This window comes from Lactobacillus agrestimuris (assembly GCF_943193025.1).
GTDB classification, from domain to species: domain Bacteria; phylum Bacillota; class Bacilli; order Lactobacillales; family Lactobacillaceae; genus Lactobacillus; species Lactobacillus agrestimuris.
The window spans coordinates 1-1,231 of sequence record NZ_CALPCQ010000053.1 but is presented as its reverse complement, the minus strand read 5'-3'; the positions used below and the strand labels follow the sequence as shown (position 1 = coordinate 1,231).

The window sequence follows — 1,231 nt, the reverse complement described above, 5'->3', positions numbered from 1 at the left end:
ATACTTTTGATAAAGAGAATGAGCAATAAGTGAAGCTGAGCCTAGGCCATGATTCAATGGCGCCTTGGGTACTGCGGCTTTAATGATCTTATCGCTAAGATTTCTTCGACTGCAATATTGGCACTTGTAGGCATGCTGGATATGATCCAGCCTTTTAAGCTGAGCTGGTATAAACAATAATTCTTGGCGAACTGATTGTTTACCGATCTCAGTAAGTTCATGATGGCAATCAGGACAATGCTTGTCGTCTAATTTATGATGAACCTCTTCGGACGGAAAGGCTGCCAGAAGGTCAGCACGTTTTCGATTGTGAATTTGTCTTTTATAAGTAATAGTCTGAATGGCGGCGTCGGGGACGTTCTCCATCATCTTGGGCATCGTTTGCTTCATCAAAGAGACTTGTTTGTCCGTTTAAGGGCATTTGTTCTGAAGATCTGCCGTAACGCTTCTGTGTTAAGTAAGCTACTTGTTCACGGAGGAGCTTGATTTCGTCAGTTAGATTTTGAATGGTGACTGCCTGTTGCGCAATAATCTTTTCCAAAGTTTTTTGTGACATAATTTAAACTTCCTCCTAAATTTGTTAGTTAAAAGAATATCAAAAAAGCGCGCGATGTCAAGTGTTAGTAGAATTCGCGCGCTTTCGTGTTCTTTATTTTTGGACTGATTGAGAAGCCCTTCATTAGCCAGTCAACCTGCTTAGAAGATAAAGCTTGAACTTCATTCTGACTTTGAGGCCAGGTCATTTTGCCGTTTTCAAATCTTTTATAGAGCAGCCAGAATCCTTGACCGTCCCAATAAAGGGCTTTGAAGCGGTCTTTTCTGCCGCCACAGAAGAGGAAAACCTTGCCGCTAAAAGGATCAAGATCAAACTGCTCTTTGACCAAAGCTCCAAGGCCGTCAATGCCTTTGCGCAGGTCGGTCTTGCCGCAAACGATATAGACCCGTCCCAAGTCGCTAAGCCTAATCATGACAGGATCTTTTCTAATAGCTTATTCATTATCTCAGAATCTAAACTGCTATAAAAATTCAGTTCCAAATCGTTCTTCTTTAAGCTAAGCACCAAAGTATTGCGTTGCGGGCGCAATTTAGGTTTCTTAGGTCTTGCCGTGTGATTAAGTGCCACGATGGGTTGTTGTTTTTCAGGCATATTTTTAACCTCCATAAATTTAATGAGATTAGAATACCTGAAAAATGAGGACAAAAACAGACACCTGGTTATTTGACGCTTACA

General features: G+C 41.3%; 4 protein-coding genes. All 4 read right to left on the bottom strand.

The genetic code is table 11. From position 1 onward, the window contains the following. Positions 1-369, bottom strand: a 369-nt coding sequence (locus NFR82_RS08820) for an IS66 family transposase zinc-finger binding domain-containing protein (protein ID WP_251717903.1), incomplete at its 3' end; no start/stop codon positions are given. Next, positions 323-556 carry a transposase gene (locus NFR82_RS08815; protein ID WP_251717902.1) on the bottom strand — a complete coding sequence of 78 codons (234 nt, stop codon included), beginning with the start codon at positions 554-556 and terminating at the stop codon, positions 323-325. The genes NFR82_RS08815 and NFR82_RS08820, both read right to left, overlap by 47 nt. A 64-nt stretch (positions 557-620) precedes the next feature. Next, a complete protein-coding gene (gene tnpB / locus NFR82_RS08810) occupies positions 621-968 on the bottom strand; it encodes an IS66 family insertion sequence element accessory protein TnpB (protein WP_251717901.1) in 348 nt (115 codons plus the stop codon). Further along, a complete protein-coding gene (locus NFR82_RS08805) occupies positions 965-1,147 on the bottom strand; it encodes a hypothetical protein (RefSeq protein ID WP_251717900.1) in 183 nt (60 codons plus the stop codon). The genes tnpB and NFR82_RS08805 overlap by 4 nt, the downstream gene beginning before the upstream one ends. Between the last annotated feature and the right edge of the window lie 84 nt (positions 1,148-1,231).

Coding starts and splice junctions, on each gene's coding strand:
- NFR82_RS08815 (WP_251717902.1), bottom strand. CDS start 556: ATGTCACAAAAAACTTTGGAAAAGATTATTGCGCAACAGGCAGTCACC.
- NFR82_RS08805 (WP_251717900.1), bottom strand. CDS start 1,147: ATGCCTGAAAAACAACAACCCATCGTGGCACTTAATCACACGGCAAGA.
- tnpB (WP_251717901.1), bottom strand. CDS start 968: ATGATTAGGCTTAGCGACTTGGGACGGGTCTATATCGTTTGCGGCAAG.